Below are 25,073 nucleotides of genomic sequence, written 5' to 3' on the forward strand. Positions count from 1 at the left end.
AGACGGACTGTCGAGGAGCGTGTCATGGCTCAGCGGAGCAGCTCAGGTCGCGGCGCAACTGCGACCAGGACCAAGCAGGGCAACCAGACCCCGAACACCCCGGGCATCTCCGAGTCGGAGATCTCCCGGATGAAGGTGGACGACATCCGTGGGCAGCTGCGCCGGCGGGGTATCTCCGGAATCTCCGCGCTTCGCAAGCCGGAGCTGGTGAAGACGCTGGCGCGGACGATGCGCGGGGAGGGTCGCGGCGGTGCGGCGCGGCGCAGCACCGGGCCGGCCGGGCGAGCCGCCGCCACGAAGAAGACCACGGCCGCCAAGGCCGGTGCCCGCAAGGCTGCCACCGCGCGGGCGAAGGCCGCCCCAGCGCCGGCGCGCAAGGCCGCGCCGTCCCGGGCGAAGGCGGCCCCGTCTCGCGCGAAGGCGGCCCCGTCTCGCGCGAAGGCGGCCCCGTCTCGCGCGAAGGCGGCCCCGTCCAAGGCCGCGCCCTCCCGCGCCAAGGCGGCGCCGTCCCGGGCGAAGGCGGCGCCGTCCCGGGCGAAGGCGGCACCGTCCCGCGCGAAGGCCGCGCCGTCCCGGGCGAAGGCCGCGCCGACCCGCGCGAAGGCGGCACCGTCCCGGGCGAAGGCCGCGCCGTCCCCGGCGAAGGCACCGGCCCGGGCCAAGGCGGCGCCGAGCCGGGCGAAGATCGCGCCGGCGAAGGCGCCCCGGGCCGGGACCGGCCCGACGTCCCGGATCACGGCCGCACCCGCCGCCACCGGCGCGCGGACCGGCCGCACGACCGCCCGTTCGGTACGGTCGTCGCAGCTGATCACCTCGCCCGCGGACCGACCCGAGCGCCCCGGGCGCAGCCTGGTCACCACCAACCACGAGGTGATCCAGAACTGGGCCGCGGCCCGCGGCGCGAAGCCGGCCACCATCGCCGGTACCGAGCGCGAGGGCCGGCCGGGCGTGCTGACGTTCGACCTCCCCGGTTACCGGGAGAGCAGCCGGATCCGGGCGGTCAGCTGGGACGACTGGTTCCGGACATTCGACTCACGCGGGGTGAACCTGATCTACCAGGAGCAGCTGCGCGACGGCCGGCAGAGCAACTTCTTCCGTACGGAGTCGCCTGATCGGGAGGACGCCTGAGGGTTTACGGGAATGCGTGCCGGGTAGCCGCGTGTTGGCACCACCGAGGCCCGGAGCAGGGACGCTGGACTTTCCGGACAGCCGCGTTGTGACCGGCGAGACAGAGGATCCGGGTTGAATCCGGAATCCGGGCGAACTAACTTTATTGCACTGCGCCACGCTCGGAAACGTTCGGGGGAGCGGCGGATCGATCAGATCCGTGCACCGAGCGAGGCGCACGAAACGGGTGGAACACGCCGTTGGGGGACGGTGCCACCCGTGGAACCGGCGGCGCGAGCGGGCGACGCTTACGGGGGTGAGGGTCGCCCGCCGCCGCCGGGCAAGCGGTGCGAGCGCCCACCACGACCACGGTCGGGGTGGGCGCTTCGCCGTTTCTCCGGCGTCCCGCCTGGCCCGGTGGCCGGTCTCAGCCGTGGCCGCTCAGCCCGCCGGCGCGGGTTCCGGTTCCCGCTTTCGCTCGGCCGCGCGCAGGGCGGCCACCCAACGTTCACGGGGTGGTCCGGCCAGCAGGTGACCGACCGCGGCGAACAACCCGAGGCCGCAGACGACCAGCCAGTGCCCGCTGCCCAGGTGCTGCAGGCTCACCCCGCCGAGCGTCGGCGCGACGAAGGACGCCGCGGGGAAGGTCAGGTAGAAGACGGACTGGTAGCGGGCCCGCAGGTCGGGCGGGGCCAGGTCGGCGTTGATCTGCGCGTTCGGCGGCGCGGCCAGCATCGAGCCGGCCGTCCAGACCACCGCGGCGGCCAGGTAGACCCAGAGCTGGTCGGCGAGGGCCAGCGCACCGAGGCCCACCGCGAGCAGACCGGTGGAGGCCGCCAGCACCCGGTCCTTGCGGTGCCGGTCGATCAACCGGGGTACGAAGAGCTGGCCCAGCACGATCAGCGCCCCGCCCAGCGCCACCACCACCCCGTACGCGGACGGACCGAGACCGTCCGCCCGCATCGCCAGCGGCATGATCGTCGAGGTCTGCATGGTGAGCACGGCCAGCACGAAGGTGAGCCCGACGAAGACCAGGAAGGTCCGGTCGGTCAGTGCCGTGGCGAGCCCGGCCGGTCGCCGTGCCGGCACGGGCGCGGCCCGACGCGCGGGCAGGGTCTCCGGAACCTTGACGGCGATCAGGGCGGCGGCGGTGAGCGTGGCGGCGGCGTCGACCAGGAAGAGCGCGACGAAGCTCGCCTCGGCCAGCAGGCCGGCCAGCAGCGAGGCTACCGCCATGCCCAGGTTGAACGCCCAGAACTGAAGGTTGAACGCCCGGGACCGACGCGGCGCGGGCACTACGTCGACGATCGCCGCGACGAAGGCCGGACTCGGCATCGAGTGCGCCACCCCGACCAGCGCGGCGAGCACGGCGACCAGCGCGAGGTCTCGGCTGAGGGCCAGCGCGACCATCAGCGCGGCCGCGCTCAGGTGTGCCGCGAGCAGGGTGGCGCGCCGTCCCCAACGGTCCGCCAGCACCCCGCCGAGCAGCACCCCGACCGCCCCGCCCGCCCCGTACGCCCCGACCACCGCGCCGGCGAGCGCCTCGGAGGCGCCGCGTTCGGCGGTGAGGTAGAGCGACAGGAAGAGCACGGCGAACGCGCCGGCCCGGTTGACCAGGAGTCCGGCCCAGAGGTACCAGAAGGTGGCGGGAAGACCGCCGGCCGTCTCCCGCCACCAGCGCCGCACCACCCGTACCCGCCCCTCCAGGAAGGTTTGTTAACTGCTTCTTCCCGACCGTAGGGAGCGGGGCGCCGTCGCGCCAGCGTGTTCATGCTCACCGGCCCGGCTCCAGCACCCGGGCGGCTCTCCGTGAGGGGGCCGGGGGCGGGCGGTCCGCGTACTCAGGCGGGGGTGCGGGCCGGGACGGGCTCGGCCGGCGCGGTCGCCGCCGCCTCGGCCACCGCGGGCGCCGGGGGCTGGACGACGGCGGCCGGTGTGACCGGCTGGCGGGGCACCCGGAGCTGGGCGGCCCGCCGCTCCCGCGCCGGTCCGGAGACCAGGTGGGCCACCGCCATCAGGCCGCCGATCGCGGCGCAGGCCAGCCAGAGCGTGGCATTGCCGCGCTGCTCGCGGACCAGGCCGCCGAGGACCGGGCCGACCGCGGCGGCGACCTGCCAGGAGAGCGAGAAGACACCCTGGTAGCGGCCGCGCAGCGCGGCGGGGGAGAGCTCGGCGATCAGGGTGGAGTTGGAGGGCGAGTTGAGCATCTCGCCGAGCGTCCAGATCAGCACGGTGAGGCCGTAGAACCAGGCGGCGTCGGCGAACGCGGTCAGGCCGAAGCCGACGCCCATCACGACCGACGCCAGCGCCAGCACGTGCGACCGGCTCCGGCCCCGGATCAGCCGGGGAACGAAGAGCTGGCCGACCACGATCAGCACGCCGTTGAGCGCGATCACCGAGCCGTAGGTGGCCGGACTCAGCCCGGAGTCGCCCATTGCGATCGGCAGCATCGAGATGTGCTGGAGGAAGACCAGCGCGCCGAACAGGTTGAGCACCACGAAGCCCAGGTAGACCCGGTCGGTGAGGATGGTCCGCAGCGCGCCGCGCGGGGCCCCGGCGCCCTGCTGGGCGGTGGGCGCGGCGGCCACCCGGGTCTCCCGGACCCGGGTGAAGATGATCAGCGCGGTGATCACCGTGGTGGCCGCGTCGACCACGAAGAGCAGCAGGTAGCCGGCCTGGGCGGCGAACCCGGCGAGCACCGCGGCGCAGGCGAAGCCCAGGTTGATCGCCCAGTAGTTCAGCGAGAAGGCGCGCAGCCGGTCCTTCTCCGGCACCACGTCGATCATCATCGCGCCGAACGCGGGCCGCGCCGCCTCGGCGAACAGGCCCAGCAGCAACGCGCCCGCGGCCACCGTCGGCAGTTCCCGGGCGAAGCCGAGCGCCAGCATCATGGTGGCCGCGCCGAGGTGCGCGGTGAGCAGGGTGGGCCGGCGGCCCCAGCGGTCGGCGAGGGTGCCGCCGATCGTGGTGCCGACCGCGCCGCCGACGCCCCAGAGGCCGAGCACCAGGCCCGCCTGGGAGGCGGAGAAGCCGCGCTCCCGGGTCAGGTAGATGGCGAGGAAGACCAGGACGAACGAGCCGAGCCGGTTGATCAGGGTGCCGGTCCAGAGGTACCAGAAGGTCCTCGGCAGCCCGCCCGTGGTGTCCCGGAACCAACCCCGCATTGTCCGCACTCCGGCGCCCCCGCTCCCTGTAATGACCGCTTTCGGTCCAAGCGCCTTACAACCTAGTGCCGGCCCGGAGCGCGGGTCATCGGTTTTTCCACGTGGTGGTCGTCACGACCACTGCCCGCGTGTCCTCCGGCGCCGTGCGGCAGGATGATCCGTATGACTGCGAGCGAGGGGCCCACCGTCGGGACGCTGGTCCTGTTGCGGCACGGCGAGAGCGACTGGAACGCGAAGAACCTCTTCACCGGCTGGGTCGACGTCGACCTGACCGCCAAGGGGGAGGCGGAGGCGCGCCGCGGCGGCGAGCTGATGCGCGAGCACAGCCTGCTGCCCGACGTGGTGCACACCAGCGTGATGCGCCGGGCGATCCGCACCGCCGAGCTGGCGCTGAACGCCGCCGACCGGCACTGGATCGCGGTGCGCCGATCGTGGCGGCTCAACGAGCGGCACTACGGCGCCCTGCAGGGCAAGAACAAGAAGCAGACCCTGGAGGAGTACGGCGAGGAGCAGTTCATGCTCTGGCGCCGGTCGTACGACACCCCGCCGCCGCCGATCGCCGACGACGACGAGTTCTCGCAGGTCGGTGACGCGCGCTACGCGCTGCTGCCGACCGAGCTGATGCCGCGCACCGAGTGCCTCAAGGACGTCGTCGAGCGGATGCTGCCCTACTGGTACGACTCGATCGTGCCGGACATCCTGGCCGGCCGGACGGTGCTGGTGGCCGCGCACGGCAACTCGCTGCGTGCGCTGGTCAAGCACCTCGACCAGATCTCCGACGAGGCGATCGCCAAGCTGAACATCCCCACCGGGATCCCGCTGCGCTACGACCTCGACCCGCAGCTGCGCCCGCAGATCCTCGGCGGGACGTACCTCGACCCGGACGCCGCCAAGGCCGCCGCCGCCGCGGTGGCCAACCAGGGCCGCTGACCCAGCACGCACGAAGGCCCCGGGATCCCCGGGGCCTTCGTCGTGCCCGGCTCAGTTCGGCGAGGCCGTCGTCTGCCCGGTGATCAGGTAGACGACGTGCTCGCCGGCGTTCACCGCGTGGTCGGCGAACCGCTCGTAGAAGCGGCCGAGCAGGGTGGCGTCGATCGCGGTCTCCACCCCGTACGGCCAGTCCTCGCCGAGGAGCACCCCGAAGAGGCTCTTGTGCAGGTCGTCCATGGTGTCGTCGTCGCGGTCGAGCTCGGCGGCGAGGTCGGCGTCGGGCTTCGCCAGCACCTGGGCGATCTTCTCGGCCATCCGGTCGGCGATCGCCGCCATGTCGGTGAAGACCGGCCGCAGCTCGGCCGGCACGGCCGGGGACGGGTGCCGGCGCAACGCCGTCTTCGCCACGTGGTCGGCCAGGTCGCCCATCCGCTCCAGATCGGCGGCGACGTGCAGCGCGGTGATCATCGCGCGCAGGTCGGAGGCGACCGGCGCCTGGCGGGCCAGCAGGTCGCAGACCCGCTCCTCGACGTGCCGGTAGAGGTCGTCGATCTCGGCGTCCCGCGCGATCACGGCCTCGGACGCCTCACGGTCGGCGGTGAGCAGGCCGCGGGTGGCCTGGCGCATCGCGGCGCGCACCCCCTCCGCCATGTCCACCAGCAGCTGGCTGACAATCTGCAGGTCGGCCCGGAACTCGTCGCGCATCGTCACTTCCTGGGGTCGGTGGCCATCGGGGGCCGGAGGGCCGGTCCCGAGGGCACGTCTGGGCAGGTGCGCGACCAACCGTAGGCGCAGCGGTGCGGACCGGGGGTGAACCCGGGTGAACGACGCGGGGCCCGGAAGTGAACATTGCCGTAAGTGAGAGTGGTTCGTCCCGTTCTGTGCGGTCGCCAGGTTAACAATGACCCTACGATCGCCGGGTGGAGTGGGCGGTGGCGATCGTGGTGGCCGTGGCGCTGGTGACCGGCCTGGTCACCGGCCTGCTGCTGTCCCGGTTCGCCGGATCGCGGTGGCGCCGGAGGGCGTCCCCGGGCAGCGACGGCTCCCGCACGAGCATGGGGAGGCTCGCGATTCCCGACGACCAGCAGGGCGGGCCCCCCGGGCTCGGCCGCAAGACGATCGACTCGCTGCGCGCCGGCGTGGTGGTCCTGGACCCGGACGACGTGCCGGTCCTGGTCAACCCGGCCGCCCGCGCGATGGGTCTGCTCCGCACCGGCGCCACCCCGGGCTCGATCGCCGCGCACCCGCTCATCCGTACCCTCGCCGGCCAGGTCCGGCGCACGGGGGTACGCCGCGAGATCGAGCTGGACCTGCCCCGCGGTCGCGACAACGCCGGGGAGAACCCGCTCGGCGTGCACCTGCGGGCGATGGGGCTCGGCGCCGGGTTCATCTCCGTCGAGGCGGCCGACGTCACCGAGTCGCACCGGCTGGCCCGGGTCCGCCGCGACTTCGTGGCCAACGTCAGCCACGAGCTGAAGACCCCGATCGGCGCGCTGCAACTGCTCGCCGAGGCCCTGCTGGACGCCACCGAGCCGGCCGGCGAGGGCGCACCCGACCTCTCCGAGGACCTGGTCGCCGCCCGCCGCTTCGCCGAGCGGATCCAGCACGAGTCGACCCGGTTGGGGCGGCTGGTGCAGGAGCTGCTGGAGCTGACCCGGCTCCAGGGCGCCGAGCCGCAGCCGGCCCCCGAGCCGGTCGCGGTGGACTGGGTGATCGCCGAGGTGCTGGATCGGACCCGGACGACCGCCGCCGCCCAGCGGATCCAGGTGGTCACCGAGGGGCAGAAGGGGCTGACGGTCTACGGCAGCGACAGCCAGCTCGCCACGGCCGTGGCCAACCTGGTGGAGAACGCCGTCAACTACTCCGGGGAGGGCACCACCGTCCGGGTCGCCACCCGGGCCGACGACGAGCACGTGGAGATCTCTGTCGCCGACCAGGGCATCGGGATCGCCCCCACCGACGTCGACCGGATCTTCGAACGGTTCTACCGGGCCGACCAGGCCCGCTCCCGCGCCACCGGTGGCACCGGCCTCGGCCTGGCTATCGTCAAACACATCGCCAGCAACCATGGCGGACGGGTGGAGGTGTCGAGCACTCTGGGCGGGGGCTCGACGTTCACCCTCCGGCTACCCGCCCGCCCCCCGGACGACCTGGAGACGATACTGCCGTCCGCTGGTATCGAGGCCGGCCCGGCCGAGCTCCGGCAGGTCTGACCGCGTAAGGAAAGGAAACACCCCTTGAGCCGCGTTCTGGTGGTCGAGGACGAGGAGTCGTTCTCCGACGCCTTGTCCTACATGCTCCGCAAGGAGGGTTTCGAGGTGTCCGTCGCCGCGACGGGCCCCTCCGCCCTCACCGAGTTCGACCGGACCGGCGCGGACATCGTGCTGCTCGACCTGATGCTCCCGGAGATGTCCGGGACGGAGGTCTGCCGGCAGCTGCGGCAGCGGTCGCACGTCCCGATCATCATGGTCACCGCCCGGGACAGCGAGATCGACAAGGTGGTCGGCCTGGAGATCGGGGCCGACGACTACGTCACCAAGCCGTACTCGCCCCGGGAGCTGGTGGCCCGGATCCGCGCGGTGCTGCGCCGGCAGAGCCCCGAGGTCACCGAGTCGGGCGCCCCGACCCTCGCCGCCGGCCCGGTCCGGATGGACATCGAGCGGCACGTGGTGACCGTCGACGGCGCCGCCGTGCAGCTCCCGCTCAAGGAGTTCGAGCTGCTCGAACTGCTGTTGCGCAACGCCGGCCGGGTGCTCACCCGGGGCCAGTTGATCGACCGGGTCTGGGGCGCCGACTACGTCGGTGACACCAAGACGCTGGACGTGCACGTCAAGCGGCTGCGCTCCAAGGTCGAGCCGGAGCCGTCCGCGCCCCGGTTCATCGTCACGGTGCGTGGCCTCGGGTACAAGTTCGAGCCGTAGGCCGTCAGCCCACCCAGCTGTACCGGCGCTCCGGGCGGCCCGCCGAGCCGTACCGGAGGGCGACCTCGGCGCGCCCGCTGTCGGCGAAGTGCTCCAGGTAGCGGCGGGCGCTGACCCGGGAGATGCCGACCCGGTTGGCGCACTCGGCCGCCGAGAGCGTCCCGCTCTGCTCCCGCAGGGCGCGTTCCACCAGCTCGGCGGTCTCCGCGCTGAGCCCACGGGGCAGCGCCGAGGTGGCGATGTGCGCCGCGCTGCGGGACAGCACCCGGTCCACGTCGGCCTGGTCGGCCACCGTGGTCGTGCGCGGCGCGTTGCGGCGGGCGGCGTACTGCTCCAGCCGGGTGCGCAGCTCGTCGAAGCCGAACGGCTTGAGCAGGTAGTTGACCGCGCCGTAGCGGACCGCGCGACGGACCGCCTCCGCTTCCCGGGCCGCGCTGATCACCAGCACGTCGCAGTCGTGTCGGGCGGCCCGCAGCCGGGCCACCACGTCCAGGCCGAACATGTCCGGCAGGTAGAGGTCGAGCAGCACCAGGTCGGGGCGGAGCTCGTCGACCGCGGCGATGGCCTGCTCGCCGGTGCTGGCCGTGCCGACCACCCGGAAACCGTCGATCCGCTCCACGAACCCACGGTGGATCCGGGCCACCATGAAGTCGTCGTCGACCACCAGTACGTCGATCACCGGACCCCCTCCAGGGTGCCGGCCACCGACATCCGGGCTGTGAACATCGCGCCCTCCTCGGTGTTCGTCACCGCCACCTCGCCGCCGCGACGGTGACAGACCAGCCGGGTCAGCGCCAACCCGATGCCCCGCTCGCCGCCCCGGGCCGCCTTGGTGGTGAAGCCGTGGGTGAAGACCTCCTTGGCCAGTTCCGGTGCGATTCCCGGACCGCAGTCGCGGACCACGATCTCCACCGACGAGGCGTCCCGGCGCAGCTCCACCTCCACCCAGGCGGGGGGCTCCGGGTCACCTCCGGTCGCGCCCTCGCGGCCGGCGGCCACCGCCTCCACCGCGTTGTCGACCAGGTTGCCCAGCACCGTCGCCACGTCCGCCGCGACCTCCGGCGCGAGCCGGTCCAGGCCGGTCCGCTCGGAGATCCGCAGCTCCACCCGGCGCTCCGCGGCCAGCGCGGACTTCGCCATCAGCAGCGCCGCCACCGCCGTGTCGTGGATCCGGCTGGTCACGGTGAGGTCCAGCGACGCCCGGTGTCGGCTGAGCGCGTCGACGTAGCGGACCACCTCGTCGTGCTCGCCGATCTGGATCAGCCCGGAGATGGTGTGCAGCTGGTTGGCGAACTCGTGGGTCTGCGCCCGGAGCAGCTCGGTGGTGCTGCGGAACGAGCCGATCTCCTGCTCCAGCCGGGCCAGCTCGGTGCGGTCCCGCAGGGTGGTCACCGAGCCGAGCCGGCGGCCGTCCTTGGCGACCGTCATCCGGTTCATCACCAGCACCCGACCGCCCCGGACCACCACCTCGTCGCGGGCCTCCGGGCCGCCGTCGGCACCGGCCAGCACGTCCCGCAGCCGACCGGAGATCCCCAGGTCGGCGAGGCTGCGGCCGAGGCAGTGCTCGGGCAGGTCGAGCAGCCGGCGGCCGACCGCGTTCACCAGGGTGATCCGTTGCTGCGGGTCCAGGGCGATCACCCCCTCGGCGATGCCGTGCAGCAGCGCCTCCCGGTGCTCGGCCAGGCCGGCGATCTCCCGCGGCTCCAGGCCCAGGGTCTGCCGCTTGATCCGCCGGGCCAGCAGCCACGACCCGGCCACGCCGAGCAGGCTGGCGATGCCGAGGTAGGTGAAGAGGTAGGACGAGGCGCCGACCAGCCGTTCCGACCAGGTCGGCGCGGCCTCGCCGATCATCACCACCCCGAGGTGCTTGCCGATGTTCTTCTTCAGCGGGTCGCTGCCGATCACCGGTACCTGGGCCACCAGCTCGCGCGAGTCGCCGACCGCCAGCTCGCCGAACCAGCTCTGGCCTCCGGCCACCTCCGGCTTCCCGAGCCGGAGCGGGCCGCCGACCAGGGTCGGGTCGGTGGAGCTGACCACCCGGCCCCGGGCGTCCGCGACCGTGACCGAGGTCACCCCGGACTGGGTCAGCGCGGTCTGCACCAGCGGGGCGACCAGCTCCGCCGGCGCCGGCTCGTCGAGCCGGTCGCGCAGCAGCGGGTTCACGGCGAGCTGCTCGCCGAGGGCGGCCACCCGGCGACCCTCGACCCGGTTGAAGGTGGCGGCCGACTGGGCGAGGGAGACCGCGGCGACGGCCACCAGCACGACCACGATGATCGCGAGCTGGAGGACGAGCAACTGCCCGGCGAGAGTACGGCGGGGCGTGACCGCGACCACAAAGACCTCAATTTCCGCTGGTGACAGAAGGCAGACGCGGAGTCCGCCCGCGGGCCATCATCTTGCCGCCGGACTCCTTCGAAACGGAAGAGAAACATAATGGCAACTCGCAGGAACCTGCTGGTCGTGGGCGTCGCCGCCGCCACGGCGCTGGCACTGGGCGCGTGCGGCGCCACCGCGGAGAAGAACGAGGGCTCGTCCGGCGGCGGGGACGGCAAGCCGGCCACCGGGCTGCGGCTGATGGTGCCGAACACCCCCGGCGGCGGCTACGACACCACCGCCCGCACCGCGGCCAAGGTGATGGAGGACGCCAAGATCGCCACCGGGGTGCAGGTCTTCAACCTGCCCGGCGCGGGCGGCACGGTCGGCCTCCAGCGCACCGTCAACGAGAAGGGCAACGGCAAGCTCGCCATGCAGATGGGGCTGGGCGTGGTCGGTGCCTCGTACACCTCCAAGTCCAAGGCGACGCTGACCCAGACCACCCCGCTGGCGAAGCTGATCGAGGAGGCCGGCGCCATCGTGGTGCCGAAGGACTCCCCGTACAAGACGATCCAGGACCTGGTCACCGCCTGGAAGGCCAACCCGAAGGGGTTCGCGGTCGGTGGCGGCTCCTCGCCGGGCGGCCCCGACCACCTGCTGCCGATGCAGCTCGCCAAGACCGTCGGCATCGACCCGCGCCAGGTCAACTTCGTCTCGTACGACGGCGGCGGCGAGCTGCTGCCGGCCGTGCTCGGCGGCAAGGTGGCCTTCGGCGCCAGCGGCTTCGGCGAGTTCCTCGACCAGGTCGAGGCCGGCCAGATCCGGGTCCTCGCGGTGACCAGCGAGGCGCCGATCGACGCGCTCAAGGACGTGCCGACGCTCAAGTCCGCCGGCATCGACCTGGTCTTCACCAACTGGCGGGGCATCGTCGCGCCGCCCGGCATCAGCGACGCCGACAAGAAGGTCTGGATCGACGCGCTGACGAAGATGCACGAGTCGGACGAGTGGAAGGCCGAGCTGACCAAGCGCGGCTGGACCGACGCCTTCATCACCGGCGACGAGTTCGGCACCTTCCTCACCGAGCAGGACAAGGCAGTGGCCGACGTGCTCAAGCAGCTCGGGTTGGCATGAGCGGCATGACCACCCGACCGGACCGGGGCGGCGACCCGCCGCCCCGGTCGGCGACCGGCACCGGGTCGGGCGTGACCCCGGTGCCGGCCCAGCCGGCCGGCCCGGAGGAGACCACCCCGGTCGGCGACCCGACGGCGGCGGGCGCGGAGCGTACTCCCGCAGTGCCCGCACCGCCGGCGGCCGGGACGGGCCCGGCCACCCCGGCCGACGCGGACCCGGCACGTCGGCCGGACCGCGCCCAGTACGGGGTCTGCGCGTTTCTCGTCCTGGTCGGCGGGCTGGTCATCGCCGACGCCAGCCGGATCGGGCACGCGGTCAACAGCGCCGACCCGATCGGCCCGAAGCCGGTGCCGATCCTGCTCGGCGTGCTGCTGCTCATCGTCGCGGCGATCTACGCCGTCGACGTGGCGCGGGGCGGCGCCGGTGAGCCGGAGGCCGGCGAGGACGTCGACCTGAGCAGCCCGATCGACTGGCGCACCGTGCTGCTGCTGATCGGCGCTTTCCTGGTCAACGCGGTCCTGATCGACCGGCTCGGCTGGGTGATCAGCGGGACGTTGCTCTTCTGGGGCTCGGCCTACGCGCTCGGCAACCGCCACTACGTCCGGAACCTGCTGATCGCCGTCGCGCTCTCGCTGATCACGTTCTACACCTTCGCCATCGGGCTCGGTGTCAACCTGCCCGCCGGCGTGCTGCAAGGGATCCTGTAGATGGACAACTTCGCCAACCTGCTCGACGGGTTCGCCAATGTGCTGACCCCGATGAACCTGCTGATCGCGCTGCTCGGCGTGACCATCGGCACCGCCGTCGGGGTGCTGCCCGGCATCGGCCCGGCGATGACGGTGGCGCTGCTGCTGCCGGTCACCTACGGGATGGAGCCCACCCAGGCGTTCATCATGTTCGCCGGCATCTTCTACGGCGGCATGTACGGCGGCTCGACCACCTCGATCCTGCTCAACACTCCCGGCGAGTCGTCCTCGGTGGTGACCGCGATCGAGGGCAACAAGATGGCCAAGGCGGGCCGGGCCGCGCAGGCGCTGGCCACGGCGGCGATCGGCTCCTTCGTCGCCGGCACCATCGCCACCGTGCTGCTGGTGCTGGTCATCTCGCCGATGGTGTCGTTCGCGGTCAGCCTCGGCGCGCCGGACTACTTCGCGGTGATGCTGCTGGCGTTCGTGGCGGTCACGGCGGTGCTCGGTGCGTCCCGGGTCCGCGGCTTCGCCGCGCTGCTGCTCGGCCTGACCATCGGCGTGGTGGGCATCGACCAGACCGGCCAGCAGCGGCTCACCCTGGGCATTCCCCAGCTCGCCGACGGCATCGACGTGGTCGTGGTGGCGGTCGGCATCTTCGCCGTGGGCGAGGCGCTCTGGATCGCCGCGCACCTGCGCCGCAAGTCCGGTGAGGTGATTCCGGTCGGCCAGCCGTGGCTGGGCCGGGAGGACTGGAAGCGGTCCTGGAAGCCCTGGCTGCGCGGCACCGCGTTCGGGTTCCCGTTCGGCGCCGTGCCGGCCGGCGGGGCGGAGATCCCGACCTTCCTGTCGTACGTCACCGAGAAGAGGCTGTCCAAGCATCCGGAGGAGTTCGGCCGGGGCGCCATCGAGGGTGTCGCCGGGCCGGAGGCCGCCAACAACGCCTCGGCCGCCGGCACGCTGGTGCCGCTGCTGGCGATCGGCCTGCCCACCAACGCCACCGCCGCGGTGATGCTGGCCGCCTTCCGGCAGTACGGCATCCAGCCCGGCCCGTTGCTCTTCGAGCGGGAGTCCGCGCTGGTCTGGACGCTGATCGCCAGCCTCTTCGTGGGCAATCTGCTGCTGCTGGTGCTCAACCTGCCGCTCGCGCCGGCCTGGGCCCGGCTGCTGCGGATCCCGCGCCCGTACCTCTACGCCGGCATCCTCTTCTTCGCCTCGATGGGCGCGTACGCCGTCAACGCCCAGCCGTTCGACCTGTTCCTGCTCCTCGTCCTCGGCCTGCTCGGCTTCGGTATGCGCCGCTTCGGGCTGCCGATCCTCCCGCTGATCGTCGGGGTCATCCTCGGCCCGCTCGCCGAGCTGCAGGGCCGCCGGGCGTTGCAGCTCTCCGGCGGCGAGCTGCACGGCCTGATCGGCGGCTGGGTGTCCTGGCTGATCTACGCCACGGTCGCCGTGGTGCTGCTCTGGCCGCTGATCGGCCGGTTCGTGGTCCGTCCGCTGCGCGGAAGGTTGGTGACGGGATGACGATCCTGGTGGGGTACGTGCCCTCGCCGCTGGGCGAGGCGGCGCTGCGCGCCGCGGTGGAGCAGGCCCGGTTCCGCGACGAGCCGGTGCTGGTGGTGAACACCTCACGCGGCGACGCGTACGTCGACCCGCGGCTGGCCCAGGAGGGCGACCTGGAACGGGTGGTCCGCGAGCTGACCGCCGACGGGGTGCCGCACACCGTCCGGCAGCTCGTCCGGGGCAGGGACGCGGCCGAGGAGATCGTCGAGATCGTCGAGGCGGAGAACGTGTCCCTGGTGGTGATCGGGATTCGGCACCGTACCCCGGTGGGCAAGCTGATCATGGGATCGACCGCGCAGGAGATCCTGCTCCGGGTGCCCTGCCCGGTGCTCGCGGTGAAGGCCGACTGAGTGCCGCCCGGGGACTCGGGGATCCCCGGGCGGGCCCAGGTCGGTCTGCTACTCACGCACACCGTCGTGGTGCAGGCGGTCACCTTCATGCTCCGCCCCGCGTCGACCTACCGGGCGCTCGACCTGGACGTGCCGGCGGCCTGGCTGGGCGTGCTCGGGGCGAGCTTCGCCGTGGTTCCGCTGGTGCTCGCGGTGCCCTCCGGTCACGCCGTCGACCGGTTCGGCGAGCGCCGGATCGTGCTGGCCGGCTCGGCCCTGCTCACCGTGGCCGCCGGCTGCTTCCTGCTGCTCGCCGACTCGGTCGTCGGGCTGGTCGTCGCCAGCATGGTGCTCGGCACCGGTCACCTCTGCGCGGTGGTCGGCCAGCAGGCCCTGGTGGCCAACCGCACCCCGGCGGACCGCTACGACACGGCGTTCGGCTACTACACCTTCGCCGCCTCGCTCGGCCAGGCGCTGGGCCCCGGGCTGATCGTGGTCTTCGGCGGCGACCGCACGATCCCGGACACCGGCGCGATCTTCCTCGGTGCCGCCGCGCTCACCGTGCCGCTGCTGGCTGCCGCCGCCTTCCTCCGCCCGTCGCCCCACCACCGGCAGCCCGCCGGCTCGACCGCCGGGGGAGTGGCCGGCCTGCTCCGCCAACCCGGACTGGTCCGCGCCCTCGCGGTCAGCTGCGTCGTCCTCGCGGCGGTCGACATCACCCTGGTCTACCTGCCCGCACTCGGTGCGGAGCGGGGCATCGCGGCCGGCTCGGTCGGCCTCCTGCTGGGTCTGCGGGCGGTCGCCTCGATGGCCTCGCGGCTGCTGCTCGGCCGGCTGGTCGCCGCCGTCGGCCGCCGGGCGGTGCTGATCGGCACCGTCGCGCTCTCCGCGGCCGGCCTCGGGCTGCTGCTGCCGCCCCTGCCGCTCTGGGCGATGGCCGTGGTGGTCACGGTCGCCGGGTGGGGCCTGGGCGCCGGCCAACCGTTGACCATGTCGTTCCTGGCCGAGACGGCCCCGCCGGGGCTGCGCGGCCGGGCGATGTCGCTGCGGCTCACCGGCAACCGGCTCGGCCAGGTGGTGATCCCGAGCGCGGCCGGCGTGCTCGCCGCCGGCGCCGGGGCGGCCGGCGTGCTCGCCTGCACCGCCGCCGGACTGGCCGGCGCGGCCGTCGCCGCGACCGGCCTGCACCAGACACCATCCGACTGAGAGAGGGACCACCATGCCGACCCCCACCGCCGACCTCTACGACCGGTACGGCGACGAGCTGGGCTCCTGCGACACCCAGCTGCGTCAGTTCGGTGCCGTCCGTGCCTTCGCCGGGCCGGCCGTCACGGTCCGCTGCTTCGAGGACAACGCCCTGGTCAAGTCGATCGTCGCCGAACCGGGCGAGGGACGGGTGCTGGTCGTCGACGGCGGCGGGTCGGTGCACACCGCGCTGATGGGCGACCTGATCGCCGGGACCGCGGCCGGCAACGGCTGGGCCGGCGTGGTGATCAACGGCGCGGTCCGGGACGTCACCGCCCTGGCCGGGCTGCCGATCGGCATCAAGGCGCTCGGCGTCAACCCGCGCAAGAGCGGCAAGACCGGCGCCGGAGAGCGGGACGTGCCGGTCTCCTTCGGCAACTGCGACTTCGCGCCGGGGGCGGAGGTGCACAGCGACGAGGACGGCGTGGTCGTCCTGCCGGTCGGCACCCGGGCGGGATAGCCCGGGGCGGGGTCAGACCCCGCTGGCCGGGTGGGGGGCGATCTGGCCCTGGCGGAGCCGGGCCGCGCAGAGCTCGGCGAGCTTCGCGTACGCGGGGGTGCCGATCAGCGCGGTCAGCTCCGGGCCGTACGAGACGTACATCGGGTCGGTGCCGACGTGCGCGTCGGTGGAGGAGGTGCACCACCAGTCGAGGTCGTGCCCGCCGGCGCCCCAGCCCCGCCGGTCGAACTCCGACAGGGTGGAGACCAGCACCTTGGTGTTGTCCGGCCGCTTGCTCCACTCCTGGTCCCGGCGGATCGGCAGCTGCCAGCAGACGTCCGGCTTGTACTCCAGCGGGTGCACCCCGTCCCGGAGCGCCTGGGCGTGCAGCGCGCAGCCGCCGCCACCGGCGAAGTCGGCGTCGTTGAGGAAGACGCAGGGCGCGTCGGGGCCCTGGGTGGCGGTGCGCCGGGCCGGGTTCTTGCCGTCGATGGTGTCGTTCTCGGTCCAGTTCTTGAAGCCGCGGCGGAAGTGCTGCCAGGTCTGCGGCGTGAGCCGCCTGACCGCCGCCCGGACCCGCTTCTCGTCGTCCGAGTCGGTGAAGAACGCCCCGTGCGAGCAGCATCCGTCGGCGGCCCGGCCGGCGACGATGCCGTGGCAGCCCTTGCCGAAGACGCAGGTCCAGCGGGAGAGCAGCCAGGTCAGGTCGGCGCGGACCAGGTGCTTCTCGTCGGCCGGGTCGGCGAACTCGATCCACTCGCGGGGGAAGTCCAGCCCCACCTCGCGGCTGCGCGGGTCGTCGGGGTCGTCGACCAGCACCCGCAGTTCCACCTCGCTCGTCACCCGGACCAGCGTACGCGGAGTGACCGTCGCGGGCCGGCGAGCCGCGCAAACGTGTTGGCCCTAGGGTCGAAGGATGCGACTGGGTGTCCTCGACGTCGGTTCCAACACGGTGCACCTGCTGGTGGTCGACGCCCACCACGGCGCCCACCCCTGGCCGGCGCACTCCGAGAAGGTGGTGCTCCGGCTGGCCGAGCAGATCGGCCCAGACGGCGCGCTGACCGAGGCGGGCGCCGACGGCCTGGTCAAGGCGGTCGGGATGGCCCGCGCGGCGGCGGTCGGGCTGGCCGCCGACGACCTGCTCGCCTTCGCCACCTCCGCGGTGCGCGACGCCACCAACGCGGCCGAGGTGCTGGCCCGGGTCCGCGAGGAGACCGGCGTACGCCTGGAGGTGCTCTCCGGCGCGGACGAGGCGCGGATGACGTTCCTCGCGGTGCGGCGATGGTTCGGCTGGTCGGCGGGACGGCTGCTGGTGATGGACATCGGCGGCGGCTCGCTGGAGCTGGCCGCCGGCATCGACGAAGACCCGGACGTGGCCGAGTCGCTGCCGCTGGGTGCCGGCCGGCTGAGCCGGGAGCGGCTGCGGGTCGACCCGGCCGGCACCGCCCCACCCTCCGCCGATGCCGTGGAGGAGCTGCGGGAGTACGTCGACGCGCAGCTCGACCGGGTGGTGGAGAAGCTGACCGGGGTGGGCTGGGAGCGCCCGGTCGCCACCTCGAAGACGTTCCGGATGCTGGCCCGGCTGGCCGGCGCCGCGCCGTCGAGCGCCGGTCTCTGGGCCCGGCGCAGCCTCAGCCGGGCCGGGCTGCGGCAGGTCATCGGCTTCATCCGGCACATCCCGCCGGCCCAGCTCGTGGAGCTGGAGGGGGTCAGCGCGGGGCGCGCCCACCAGCTGCTCGCCGGGGCGGTGGTGGCCGAGGCGGTGATGCGCCGCCTCGGCGTGCCGTCGCTGGACATCTGCCCCTGGGCGCTGCGGGAGGGCGTCATCCTCCGGCGGCTGGATCAGCTGGAGCCGATGTGATCCGCGCCGGCCGTTCCGAGCGGTTTGGGGAAGCTCGTCCTGAAGTGGTGCGGGAAACCCGGCTACCCTGAGGGGCGTGACTTCCCGCGTCCCGGTGCTCCTCTCCAGTTCCTCGGTCTTCCCTGAGCGGACCGCGGCGGCGTTCCAGCTGGCCGCGGCGCTCGGCTACGACGGCGTCGAGGTGATGGTCTGGACCGACGCCGTCAGCCAGGACGCCGGCGCGCTGCGCGGCCTCTCCGAGCACTACGGCGTGCCGGTGCTGTCCGTGCACGCGCCCTGTCTGCTGGTCACCCAGCGGGTGTGGAGCCCCGATCCGTGGGAGCGGCTGCGCAAGGCGGGCGAGCTGGCCGAGACCCTGGAAGCGCCGACCGTCGTGGTGCACCCGCCGTTCACCTGGCAGCGCGACTACGCTCGGAACTTCACCGAAGGGCTGGACGAGGTCGCCGGGCGGTTCACCGGGCTCCGCTTCGCGGTGGAGAACATGTACCCGGTGCGGATGGCCGGCCGGCAGTTCGTGCCGTACGTGCCCGGCTGGGACCCGACCGAGACGGGGTACGCCTCGTACACCCTCGACCTGTCGCACTGCGCGGCGTCGCACACCGACTCGCTGGCGATGGCGGACCGGATGGGCGCCGGGCTGGCACACGTGCACCTGGGCGACGGCACCGGCGAGGGGCGCGACGAGCACCTGGTGCCCGGGCGGGGCGGCCAGCCCTGCGCCGAGCTGCTCCGTTCGCTGGCCGGGCGCGGCTTCACCGGCTCGGTGGCCGTCGAGGTGACCACCCGCGGCGCGAAGAGCCGCGCCGTCCGCGAGGCCGACCTCCGCGAGGCCCTGGAATTCGCCCGCGCCAACCTGACCGCTCCCTCCCCAGTCGACGCCTGACCCCCTTCGCGGGCCCCCCAGCGAGCCCTCCGCCCCCGTTGATCAAGGAGTTTGCGGAAAATTCGGGCCCGATTCGTGCGCAAACTTCCTGATCAACTCTGTCCGGGCGGGGGTGGCGCGGGTCGCGCGGGCGCCGGTGGGGGTCAGGCTGGGGTCAGGGAGTCGGCGGGGGTGGAGAGTTGCTCGCCGATGGCGGCGCGCTTGCGGGCGCGGTGGGCGGCGACGTGGGAGCGGGTGGCGCAGCGCTCCGAGCAGAACCGGCGGCAGCAGTTGGACGAGGTGTCCAGGTAGACGTTGCCGCACCGCTCGTCGGCGCAGACGCCGAACCGGGCGCTGCCGTACTCGCAGAGCCAGACCGACAGCCCCCAGGCGGCGCCGGCCAGGTATTCCGCGCTCACCGAGGCGCCCCGGCTGGTGACGTGCATGTGCCAGTCACTGGAGTCGTGGCCGGAGATCCGCGGCTGGACCGGGAACGCCTCCAGCATGGCGTTCAGCTCGGCGACCGCCTGGCCGTCCCGCCCGGAGGTGCCGTACTCGAACACGTCGCGGAGGCGCTTCTGCGCCCGCCGGAAGATGACCAGGTCCCGTTCGGCGACCTCGTCGCGCATCCACGCGTTGTCGTCGGGGAAGAGGGCGCGCAGGTCGTCGAGGTCGTCCAGGCGGGAGTTGACGAGGTCAACGCCGGTCCGGGCGTACGCGTCGAAGTTCACGACACCAACGGTAGACGACTCACGGGGTGCGCGGCGCGTCGATGTAGTGCGGCACGAATCGCGCGTAACCGTCGGTGATCAGGCTCTCGCTCTCCCGTACCCCCACGCCGGCCGACTCGCCGTCGACGATCCAGCTGCCGAGCACCGTCCGGTTGCCGGCGAACTCGGGCAGCGCCCGGAACTCCTGGTAGCAGAACCCCTCGTCGCCGTAGATGCCCGGATTGGTGATCTCGGTGTCGCCGGTGACGATCCGCACCGATCCGCCCTCCCGGCCGAGCAGCGGCTTGGCCACGTATTCCGACATGCCGCGCGGTGAGTCCAGGTACGCCGGGAGCAGCAGCTCGTGGCCCGGGTAGAGCTCCCAGAGCACCGCGAGCAGCGCCTTGTTCGACAGCAGCAACTTCCAGGCCGGCTCGATCCAGGTGGTCGGGGTGCCCGGGTCCAGCGCCGGCGGCCCGTACGGCTCGGCCAGCATCCACTCCCAGGGGTAGAGCTTGAAGCAGGTGGTCACCGGGCGGTCGTCGGCGTCGACGAAGCGCCGGCCGTCCCAGCCGACGTGCTGGATCGGCAGCAGCGTGACGTCCAGCCCGGCCTGCCGGGCGGTCTCGGCCAGGTAGCCGGCGGTGATCTGGTCCTCGCCCGACTCCTCCTCGTTCGACCAGGCCACGTGCACCCGGCGGTCGTGCAGCCCGGCGCCGATCTTGGCCCAGGCGCCGACCAGCCGCTCGTGCAGGCTGTTCCACTGGTCGGCCTCGGGCCGGGTCTGCTCCAGCCAGAACCACTGGATGATGCTCGCCTCGACCAGCGCGGTGGGGGTGTCCGCGTTGTACTCCAGCAGCTTCGGCGGCCAGCTGCCGTCGTAGGCGAGATCGAAGCGGCCGTAGAGGGTGGGCGGCGCCTCGCGCAGCGACCGGGCGACCGCCTCAGCGGCCCAGGCCGGGATGCCGAACTCGGCGTAGCGGCCGCGGGCCACCACGTGCGCGGCGGCGGCCACCGACATCCGGTGCAGCTCCTCGGTCGCCTCCTCCAGCCGGAGCACCTCGTCCAGCTCGAAGGCGTACGCCGCGGTCTCGTCCCAGTACGACATGATCCCGCCGTCGGGCAGCTCGGTGTCGACGTACACCAGGCCCTGTGACCGGATGGTGGCGTCCCAGTCCGGCCGGGGGGTGGCCGCCTCGCGCCGCACCTCAGCCGCCGCAGGAGGCGAGGTGGGTGCCGAAGCCGCCCCGCTCGGGCAGCGCGCCGGCCACCGGCCGGGGCTCGGCGGCGCGGCTGCCGCTGGTGACCGCCGGGACCCGCATGGCCAGGGCGACCGTGTCGCCGCCCCCGCCGGCCGGGCCGAGGGCGCAGTCGTCATCGTCGTCGTCGGACGTCATGTTGCAGCCGGAGAGGGCGAGCGCCAGGGCGGTGAGCGCGCCGAGCTGCACGGAGGCCGACCGGAGCCGGCGGCGAGGGTGTGGTTGCACGTCATCGTTGTAACCGATGAACGCCAGCGTGGTGACCCCCGGGTGCGGCCTGTGATGCGGTTGGGACCTGCCGGCCGGCGCTCCGGCCGCCCCCCGGCGCGGGGCCGGCGACGGGCGTTACGCTCGGCTCATGCTCCGTTCCGTCATCCTCGCCGCCTCCCGGTCATCCCAGGTCGAGCGGCTCGTTGCGACGGCCCCGTTCACCCGGGACGTCGTCCGCCGGTTCGTCGCCGGCGCCGGTACCGACGACGCGTTGCGCGCGACCCGCGAACTCGTCGCCGACGGCCTCGCGGTCACCCTCGACAACCTCGGCGAGGACACCGTCACCCCCGAGCAGGCCAACGCCACCCGGGACGAATACCTCAAGCTGCTGAAGCTGCTCTCCGGCGCGGGGCTTACCCCGGCCGCCGAGGTCAGCGTGAAGCTCTCCGCACTCGGCCAGAAGTTCGACGAGCAGCTCGCCTACGACAATGCCCGGGCGATCTGCGCGGCGGCCGATGAGGCGGGCACCACGGTCACCCTGGACATGGAGGACCACACCACCACCGACTCGACGCTGGACCTGCTGGCGAAGCTGCGCAAGGACTACCCGTCGACCGGCGCGGTGCTCCAGGCGTACCTGCGGCGTACCGAGTCGGACTGCCGGGAGCTGTCCGGCGTCGGATCCCGGGTACGGCTCTGCAAGGGCGCGTACAAGGAGCCGGAGTCGGTGGCGTACCAGTCCGCCCGGGAGGTGGACAAGTCGTACGTGCGCTGCCTGAACGCGCTGATGGCCGGCGACGGCTACCCGATGCTGGCCACCCACGACCCGCGGCTGATCGCCATCGGCGAGGACCGGGCCCGCTGGTTCGACCGGGGCCCGGACCGCTTCGAGTTCCAGATGCTCTACGGCATCCGTCCCGAGGAGCAGGCCCGGCTGGTCGGCGAGGGCTACACGGTGCGCACCTACCTGCCGTACGGCGAGGACTGGTACGGCTACCTGATGCGCCGGCTCGCCGAGCGCCCCGCGAACCTGATGTTCTTCGGCCGGGCGCTGGTCTCGAAGAAGTAGCCACCGGCTCAGCGTCTGAACCCCCCAGCGGTCCCGGTACGGGCCGGCGGAGACCCTCGTGTCCCGCCGGCCCGTTCCCGTTTCACGACCGGTTCGCGCTTGACGAGCGAAGCTAATGACATTAGCTTTATGGCTATGACGATTAGCCAGATGGAGCGGGACGGCGGCACGATCGCGTACGAGGTGCACGGGGAGGGCCCGCTCGTGGTCCTCTCGCACGGGATGGGGGAGAACCGGCGGGCCTTCCGCCACCTGATCCCCCTGCTGGTCGAGGCCGGTTACCGGGTGGCCTCGGTGGACGTCCGCGGGCACGGCGACTCCAGCCCGCACTGGCCGACGTACGCCCCGGCCGAGGTCGGCGCCGACCTGCTCGCCGTGGTCCGTACCCTCGGCGGGCCGGCCACCCTGGTCGGCAGCTCGTCCAGCGCGGCGGCCGTGGTCTTCGCCGCCGGGGACGCGCCCGACCTGGTCAACGGCATCGTCCAGGTCAGCCCGTTCGTCGCCCAGCCCAAGCCGAACCCGATCATGCGGGTCGCCCAGGCGGCGGTGCTGCGCAGCCCCCGGCTCTTCGGGATGTTCCACCGGACGCTCTTCCCCGGCCCCCGGCCGGCCGACGACGCCGCGTACCGCCGGGAGCTGGTGGCCGGGCTGCGCGGCCGGATGGACGCGGTGCGTGGGGTGATCGCCCCGGTCGCGCCGCACTGGACCGACCGGGCCCGCGACGTGCGGCTGCCCGTGCTGATCCTGATGGGCACGAAGGACCCCGACTTCCCGGACCCGGGCGCGGAGGCGCGGGCGGCCCGGCGGCTCTTCGCCACCGCCGAGGCCCGCATGGTCGACGACTCCGGCCACTACCCGCACGCCGACCAGCCGGCGGCCACCGCCGCCCAGCTGGTGGAGTTCCTGGCGGTGACGTCCCGTGCCTAGGGCCGGGCTCACCCCGCAGGCCGTCGTCCGGGAGGCGGCCCGGCTCGCCGACGAGGTCGGCTACGAGAAGCTGACCCTCGCCGCCGTCGCCGGCCGGCTCGGCGTCGCGCTACCCAGCCTCTACAAGCACGTCCGCGGCGCCGACGCGCTGGGCCAGCAGCTGGCCGCCCTGGCCGTCGCCGAACTGGCCGCCGAGATGACCTCGGCGGCCGCCGGGCGGGCCGGCCGGGACGCGCTGCGCGCCGTCGCCGACGCCTGGCGGGGATACGCCGGCCGGCACCCCGGCCGCTACCCGGCCGCCCAGCAGGTGCCCGACCCCGACGACCCCGCCCACGTCGAGGCCGGCCGGCTGGCGCTCGACGCGGTCTACGCGATCCTGCGGGGGTACGGCCTGACCGGCGACGACGCGGTCGACGCGGCGCGGACCTTCCGCAGCGCGGTGCACGGCTTCGTCACCCTGGAGGCGAGCGGCGGGTTCGGCCTGCCCCGGGGGATGGACCGCTCCTTCGACCAGCTGGTGGCCGCCCTGGACACCGCGTTCCGCAACTGGCCGGACCCTGTGGGTGCGCGGTGAAGGCGCTGCTGCTCACCCTCACGTTCCTGCTGGAGCTGGCGATGCTCGCCGCCGCCGGCTGGTGGGGGTTCCACCTCGACGCGGGGCTCGCCGTGCGGCTGCTCGCCGGGCTCGGCGCGCCGCTGCTGATCGCGGCCGTCTGGGGCGTCCTCTGCTCGCCGAAGGCCGCCGTGCCGCTGCCCCCGGCCGCGAAGTACGCCGCCCAGGCCGCCTGCTTCGTGACCGCCGGGCTGCTGCTCGCGCTGGCCGGCCAGCCGCTGCTCGGGACGCTCCTGGTCGTCGTCTGGGCGGCCGACCGGGCGACGCTGACCCGCGCCGGCCACCCGGCCTGAGCCGCGCCGGCCACCCGGCCTGAGCCGCGCCGGCCACCCGGCCTGGGCCGGGCTGGCCCACCGGGCCCGCGGGGGCGGCACGCCCGACGCGCGGGTGGGTCTGGCCCGACGGTCCGGCTGGTCGTACCCTTCGCCGGTGACCGACGGGGTGGACGAGCCGCGACCGCGCCGACGTTGGCCGCTCTGGACGGCGCTCGCGGTGGTCGTGGTGCTGCTCGGCTGCGGCCTGCCGGCCGCGGTGCTGACCGTCGTGGTCGACCGCGCCACCAGCGACGGCCCAACCTGGAGCCCGCCCTCCGCCGCATCCGACGACCCTGCCAGCCTGGCCGCCCGCCGGCTCGGCGAACGGCTGACCGCGCGACTCGACCGGCAGGCCACCGCGCTGCTCGGCGGGGACCGGGCCGGCTTCCTCGCCGTCGCCGACCGGTCCGCCCAGCCCGTCCTGGCCCGCCGGTACGCGGCCCTGCGGGCGCTGCGGGTCACCGTCTGGCGGGCCGAGCGGGACGGCCCGCCCACCCCCGTCCCGGGCCGGCCGGGCCAGTGGCGCCAACCGGTCACCTTCCGCTACTGCTTCGTGGTGCCGAACTGCTCCCCGAGCCCGGTGTCGGTCAGCACCCGCTGGCGGGAGGCGGGCGACGCCCCGGTGCTGCTCGCCGTCGAGGAATCCCAGTCGGGGCAGACCGCCGCCCGACCCTGGGAGGTCAGCGAGCTGGTCGCCGCCGTCGGCCCGCGCACCGTGGTGGCCACCACCCCCGCGCTGCGCGGAAAGCTGCCCGCCCTGCTCGCCGAGGCCGAGTCGGCCGCCCGGGTGGCCGACCTGTACGCGGTGGCCGGCCCGCCGCCGGACCGGTACCGGGTGTTCTACGCCGGCCCGGCCGAGTGGCGGCGCTGGTACGGCGGCGGCCGCCCGAAGTGGACGGCCGGCTACGCGGTCGGGATCGGCGGCGGGCAGCACGAGGTGGTGCTGAACGCCCAGACGCTCCCCACCGGCGGTGCCGGCGCGCTGCTGCGGCACGAGCTGACGCACGCCGCCTCGCTGCCCGACCAGAGCTCATCCGGGCGGGCTCTCTGGTGGCTGAAGGAGGGGCTGGCCGAGTACGCCGGCGCGAGCGGGGCACCCGTGGTCCGCTACGAGGGGCTCGACGAGGTGCGCGCGCTGCTGCGCGGCTGGGACGGCCGGCTGGACAGCCTGGCGCCGGCGGCCGACGACCCGGCGGACCGGGCCGGTGGCGCCTATGGCGTCGGCTACCTCGCCGTGCACCACCTCGTCGACCGCTACGGCGAGCAGCGGACGCTGGAGTTCTTCCGGGCCGTCGTGCACGACCGCCGGTCCCTGGACGACGCCGCCGAGCAGGTGTTCGGCGACCCCTGGGGGCCGCTGCACGACGAGTGCGTCGGGTACGTCCGCGCCACCGCCCGGTGACATCGACCCAGCTCGTAG

26 protein-coding genes are annotated in these 25,073 nt (G+C 73.7%); 17 read left to right on the top strand and 9 right to left on the bottom strand.

Annotated features, from left to right (window positions below; translation table 11 throughout):
• The first annotated feature begins 24 nt into the window (after positions 1-24).
• Complete coding sequence (locus V6U81_RS29320; RefSeq protein ID WP_477463158.1) at positions 25-1,128, top strand: ribosomal eL19 family protein; 1,104 nt, start codon at positions 25-27, stop codon at positions 1,126-1,128.
• Positions 1,129-1,548: 420 nt separating this feature from the next.
• Here V6U81_RS29320 and V6U81_RS09840 read toward each other — a convergent pair whose 3' ends face one another.
• Together V6U81_RS09840 and V6U81_RS09845 are read right to left on the bottom strand one after the other, a co-directional pair.
• Positions 1,549-2,793, bottom strand: coding sequence for an MFS transporter (locus V6U81_RS09840; RefSeq protein ID WP_334487166.1), 1,245 nt, complete (start codon positions 2,791-2,793; stop codon positions 1,549-1,551).
• Positions 2,794-2,948: 155 nt separating this feature from the next.
• Positions 2,949-4,280, bottom strand: a complete 1,332-nt coding sequence (locus V6U81_RS09845) for an MDR family MFS transporter (protein ID WP_334486988.1) — start codon at positions 4,278-4,280, stop codon at positions 2,949-2,951.
• A gap of 153 nt (positions 4,281-4,433) precedes the next feature.
• Here V6U81_RS09845 and V6U81_RS09850 point away from each other — a divergent pair, with 153 nt between their 5' ends.
• Positions 4,434-5,201 (top strand): phosphoglyceromutase, encoded by a 768-nt coding sequence (locus tag V6U81_RS09850; RefSeq protein WP_334486990.1) that lies wholly within the window; start codon positions 4,434-4,436, stop codon positions 5,199-5,201.
• Positions 5,202-5,252: 51 nt separating this feature from the next.
• Here the strand turns inward: V6U81_RS09850 and phoU are convergent, their stop codons facing one another.
• On the bottom strand, positions 5,253-5,906 hold the full coding sequence (gene phoU, locus V6U81_RS09855) for a phosphate signaling complex protein PhoU (RefSeq protein WP_334486993.1): 654 nt from the start codon (positions 5,904-5,906) through the stop codon (positions 5,253-5,255).
• A gap of 236 nt (positions 5,907-6,142) precedes the next feature.
• Between phoU and V6U81_RS09860 the strand changes: the two genes are divergently transcribed.
• Positions 6,143-7,414: a sensor histidine kinase gene (locus V6U81_RS09860; RefSeq protein ID WP_420884005.1), complete on the top strand. Its 1,272-nt coding sequence runs from the start codon at positions 6,143-6,145 to the stop codon at positions 7,412-7,414.
• A 24-nt stretch (positions 7,415-7,438) separates the two neighbouring features.
• Complete coding sequence (locus tag V6U81_RS09865) at positions 7,439-8,122, top strand: response regulator transcription factor (RefSeq protein ID WP_154941669.1); 684 nt, start codon at positions 7,439-7,441, stop codon at positions 8,120-8,122.
• 4 nt (positions 8,123-8,126) lie between these two features.
• On the opposite strand, the gene V6U81_RS09870 is transcribed toward V6U81_RS09865, so the two are convergent.
• Entirely contained in the window at positions 8,127-8,801 is a 675-nt protein-coding gene (locus V6U81_RS09870; protein WP_334487002.1) for a response regulator, read from the bottom strand.
• Positions 8,798-10,456 (bottom strand): sensor histidine kinase, encoded by a 1,659-nt coding sequence (locus tag V6U81_RS09875; RefSeq protein WP_334487005.1) that lies wholly within the window; start codon positions 10,454-10,456, stop codon positions 8,798-8,800. The genes V6U81_RS09870 and V6U81_RS09875 overlap by 4 nt, the downstream gene beginning before the upstream one ends.
• Positions 10,457-10,555: 99 nt before the next feature.
• Between V6U81_RS09875 and V6U81_RS09880 the strand changes: the two genes are divergently transcribed.
• The 6 genes from V6U81_RS09880 to rraA are packed head-to-tail and all read left to right on the top strand — an operon-like array spanning position 10,556 to position 15,849.
• Positions 10,556-11,566: a Bug family tripartite tricarboxylate transporter substrate binding protein gene (locus V6U81_RS09880; protein ID WP_334487007.1), complete on the top strand. Its 1,011-nt coding sequence runs from the start codon at positions 10,556-10,558 to the stop codon at positions 11,564-11,566.
• A 5-nt stretch (positions 11,567-11,571) separates the two neighbouring features.
• Complete coding sequence (locus V6U81_RS09885; protein WP_334487009.1) at positions 11,572-12,273, top strand: tripartite tricarboxylate transporter TctB family protein; 702 nt, start codon at positions 11,572-11,574, stop codon at positions 12,271-12,273.
• Entirely contained in the window at positions 12,274-13,776 is a 1,503-nt protein-coding gene (locus tag V6U81_RS09890) for a tripartite tricarboxylate transporter permease (RefSeq protein ID WP_334487011.1), read from the top strand.
• Positions 13,773-14,165, top strand: a complete 393-nt coding sequence (locus V6U81_RS09895; protein ID WP_334487014.1) for a universal stress protein — start codon at positions 13,773-13,775, stop codon at positions 14,163-14,165. Before V6U81_RS09890 ends, V6U81_RS09895 begins: the two co-directional genes overlap by 4 nt.
• The gene (locus tag V6U81_RS09900; RefSeq protein ID WP_334487017.1) at positions 14,166-15,350 is read left to right on the top strand and encodes an MFS transporter; all 1,185 of its coding nucleotides are present in this window, start codon (positions 14,166-14,168) and stop codon (positions 15,348-15,350) included. It abuts the gene before it with no gap.
• 13 nt (positions 15,351-15,363) lie between these two features.
• Positions 15,364-15,849, top strand: coding sequence for a ribonuclease E activity regulator RraA (gene rraA, locus V6U81_RS09905; protein WP_334487020.1), 486 nt, complete (start codon positions 15,364-15,366; stop codon positions 15,847-15,849).
• 12 nt (positions 15,850-15,861) lie between these two features.
• Here the strand turns inward: rraA and V6U81_RS09910 are convergent, their stop codons facing one another.
• Complete coding sequence (locus V6U81_RS09910; protein WP_334487023.1) at positions 15,862-16,671, bottom strand: DUF3109 family protein; 810 nt, start codon at positions 16,669-16,671, stop codon at positions 15,862-15,864.
• A 73-nt stretch (positions 16,672-16,744) separates the two neighbouring features.
• Between V6U81_RS09910 and V6U81_RS09915 the strand changes: the two genes are divergently transcribed.
• On the top strand, positions 16,745-17,689 hold the full coding sequence (locus V6U81_RS09915) for a Ppx/GppA phosphatase family protein (RefSeq protein WP_334487025.1): 945 nt from the start codon (positions 16,745-16,747) through the stop codon (positions 17,687-17,689).
• Positions 17,690-17,765: 76 nt separating this feature from the next.
• Positions 17,766-18,572, top strand: a complete 807-nt coding sequence (locus tag V6U81_RS09920; protein ID WP_334487028.1) for a sugar phosphate isomerase/epimerase family protein — start codon at positions 17,766-17,768, stop codon at positions 18,570-18,572.
• A gap of 143 nt (positions 18,573-18,715) precedes the next feature.
• Here the strand turns inward: V6U81_RS09920 and V6U81_RS09925 are convergent, their stop codons facing one another.
• Genes V6U81_RS09925 through V6U81_RS09935 form a run of 3 tightly spaced genes read right to left on the bottom strand, consistent with a single transcriptional unit; the run spans position 18,716 to position 20,748 of the window.
• Complete coding sequence (locus tag V6U81_RS09925; protein ID WP_334487030.1) at positions 18,716-19,282, bottom strand: CGNR zinc finger domain-containing protein; 567 nt, start codon at positions 19,280-19,282, stop codon at positions 18,716-18,718.
• 19 nt (positions 19,283-19,301) lie between these two features.
• On the bottom strand, positions 19,302-20,468 hold the full coding sequence (locus V6U81_RS09930; RefSeq protein WP_334487033.1) for a glutathionylspermidine synthase family protein: 1,167 nt from the start codon (positions 20,466-20,468) through the stop codon (positions 19,302-19,304).
• 1 nt (position 20,469) lies between these two features.
• Positions 20,470-20,748, bottom strand: coding sequence for a hypothetical protein (locus V6U81_RS09935; RefSeq protein ID WP_334487036.1), 279 nt, complete (start codon positions 20,746-20,748; stop codon positions 20,470-20,472).
• Between the two features lie 130 nt (positions 20,749-20,878).
• Here V6U81_RS09935 and V6U81_RS09940 point away from each other — a divergent pair, with 130 nt between their 5' ends.
• The 5 genes from V6U81_RS09940 to V6U81_RS09960 all read left to right on the top strand — a co-directional run bounded on the left by V6U81_RS09940 (position 20,879) and on the right by V6U81_RS09960 (position 25,055).
• Positions 20,879-21,799, top strand: a complete 921-nt coding sequence (locus V6U81_RS09940) for a proline dehydrogenase family protein (RefSeq protein WP_334487039.1) — start codon at positions 20,879-20,881, stop codon at positions 21,797-21,799.
• Positions 21,800-21,934: 135 nt separating this feature from the next.
• Positions 21,935-22,726: an alpha/beta fold hydrolase gene (locus V6U81_RS09945; RefSeq protein ID WP_334487041.1), complete on the top strand. Its 792-nt coding sequence runs from the start codon at positions 21,935-21,937 to the stop codon at positions 22,724-22,726.
• Positions 22,719-23,300: a TetR/AcrR family transcriptional regulator gene (locus tag V6U81_RS09950; protein WP_334487044.1), complete on the top strand. Its 582-nt coding sequence runs from the start codon at positions 22,719-22,721 to the stop codon at positions 23,298-23,300. The genes V6U81_RS09945 and V6U81_RS09950 overlap by 8 nt, the downstream gene beginning before the upstream one ends.
• On the top strand, positions 23,297-23,632 hold the full coding sequence (locus V6U81_RS09955; RefSeq protein ID WP_334487046.1) for a DUF2568 domain-containing protein: 336 nt from the start codon (positions 23,297-23,299) through the stop codon (positions 23,630-23,632). Before V6U81_RS09950 ends, V6U81_RS09955 begins: the two co-directional genes overlap by 4 nt.
• A gap of 136 nt (positions 23,633-23,768) precedes the next feature.
• The gene (locus V6U81_RS09960; RefSeq protein ID WP_334487048.1) at positions 23,769-25,055 is read left to right on the top strand and encodes a hypothetical protein; all 1,287 of its coding nucleotides are present in this window, start codon (positions 23,769-23,771) and stop codon (positions 25,053-25,055) included.
• The last annotated feature ends 18 nt before the right edge of the window (positions 25,056-25,073 follow it).

The sequence above is a fragment of the Micromonospora lacuserhaii genome, from assembly GCF_036902735.1.
Taxonomy (GTDB): Bacteria; Actinomycetota; Actinomycetes; order Mycobacteriales; family Micromonosporaceae; genus Micromonospora.

Excerpts from the sequence above, each read along its gene's own strand:
- V6U81_RS29320 (WP_477463158.1), top strand. The coding sequence starts at position 25 with ATGGCTCAGCGGAGCAGCTCAGGTCGCGGCGCAACTGCGACCAGGACC.
- V6U81_RS09850 (WP_334486990.1), top strand. The coding sequence starts at position 4,434 with ATGACTGCGAGCGAGGGGCCCACCGTCGGGACGCTGGTCCTGTTGCGG.
- phoU (WP_334486993.1), bottom strand. The coding sequence starts at position 5,906 with ATGCGCGACGAGTTCCGGGCCGACCTGCAGATTGTCAGCCAGCTGCTG.
- V6U81_RS09880 (WP_334487007.1), top strand. The coding sequence starts at position 10,556 with ATGGCAACTCGCAGGAACCTGCTGGTCGTGGGCGTCGCCGCCGCCACG.
- V6U81_RS09885 (WP_334487009.1), top strand. The coding sequence starts at position 11,572 with ATGACCACCCGACCGGACCGGGGCGGCGACCCGCCGCCCCGGTCGGCG.
- V6U81_RS09890 (WP_334487011.1), top strand. The coding sequence starts at position 12,274 with ATGGACAACTTCGCCAACCTGCTCGACGGGTTCGCCAATGTGCTGACC.
- V6U81_RS09895 (WP_334487014.1), top strand. The coding sequence starts at position 13,773 with ATGACGATCCTGGTGGGGTACGTGCCCTCGCCGCTGGGCGAGGCGGCG.
- rraA (WP_334487020.1), top strand. The coding sequence starts at position 15,364 with ATGCCGACCCCCACCGCCGACCTCTACGACCGGTACGGCGACGAGCTG.
- V6U81_RS09915 (WP_334487025.1), top strand. The coding sequence starts at position 16,745 with ATGCGACTGGGTGTCCTCGACGTCGGTTCCAACACGGTGCACCTGCTG.
- V6U81_RS09940 (WP_334487039.1), top strand. The coding sequence starts at position 20,879 with ATGCTCCGTTCCGTCATCCTCGCCGCCTCCCGGTCATCCCAGGTCGAG.
- V6U81_RS09945 (WP_334487041.1), top strand. The coding sequence starts at position 21,935 with ATGACGATTAGCCAGATGGAGCGGGACGGCGGCACGATCGCGTACGAG.